Origin of the sequence: Bradyrhizobium retamae (assembly GCF_001440415.1) — a bacterium.
In the GTDB taxonomy this organism is placed as follows: Bacteria; Pseudomonadota; Alphaproteobacteria; order Rhizobiales; family Xanthobacteraceae; genus Bradyrhizobium; species Bradyrhizobium retamae.
The window spans coordinates 1-1,057 of the sequence record NZ_LLYA01000147.1; the positions used below are offsets into that span (position 1 = coordinate 1).

A 1,057-nucleotide genomic window follows, 5' to 3' on the forward strand; every position below is an offset into this window, starting at 1 on the left:
CGGCAGGCGCTTATGACGCGACCTCATTGAAGCCGGATTGAACGAAGGCGCGGGAGGCTATGCGCGATTTTGCGCTATGGGGATTGTTTGAGATCGCAAGGCCCGATCTGCTGGCTCGGCGCGTGAGGCAGAGACACGAGATGTGCGCATCGGGGAAGAGTTGAGACCAGACGCGCTTCGCCGGAGATCACGATAGACTTTTTGTTGCATCGGACGGTTGTTGTCGCGCAGTGTGACAGCACGGATTCGACATCGTCCGCGATGATCGAGACGCTGGGAGCGGAATGACGAATGATGATCGTCGTGCACGGCATGACTTGGCTCACGATGTGTCGCATCGGAACGGTGGTGTTCGGGGGCTGGAGCGGCTGAAGCTGTGTCGAAAGCGCTCAATGATGCGCATGACGCCACCACAATCGGCACAGGCAGGAACCTCGGCCCAGGTTTGAGCTTCCGAATCCACAGGCGGCGGCTGGCCATCGTTTGGGGCTGTTCGCTCGCGATCGAGAAGTTCGCGGCAAAGGGCGAGCTTGGCAGCGCGATGGCGGTTGGCCATGAAGCCGAAGTGGCGGATGCGATGGAAGCCATCGGGCAGCGTGTGAAGAAGGAAGCGGCGGATGAACTCGTCGGCCTTGAGCTTCATGATCCTTGTCGCGCCGTTCTGGCGGTAGTCCTTCCAGGTAAAGGCGACGTGATCCTCGTCGAGGGCTACGAGCCGGCTGTTGGCGATTGCAACGCGATGGGTATAGCGGCCGAGATAGGCCAGCACCTGCGCGGGGCCGCCGAACGGCCGCTTGGCATAGACGACCCAGCTGATGCGCCGCATAGCGAGGAGGTGAGCTGCGAAGGCAGCAGGCTCGGCCAGGGATGCGAGATCGCCGAAGAAGTTCAGGGTGCCGGCGTCGAAGGCGGCGGTCAGACGTTCGAGGAACAGGCGTCTGAACAGCCGGGCGAGCGGTTTGACGGCCAGGAAGAAGTTTGGTCGGCTGGCGATCCAGCGCGCGCCATCGGGCGAGAGGCCGCCGCCCGGCACGACACAGTGAATGTGAGGATGATG

At 62.3% G+C, this 1,057-nt stretch carries 1 protein-coding gene; it reads right to left on the reverse strand.

What is annotated here, in order from left to right:
• Positions 1–322 precede the first annotated feature (322 nt).
• Positions 323–1,057: IS91 family transposase (locus CQ13_RS17180; RefSeq protein ID WP_245309205.1), on the reverse strand; the 735-nt coding region annotated here is incomplete at its 5' end.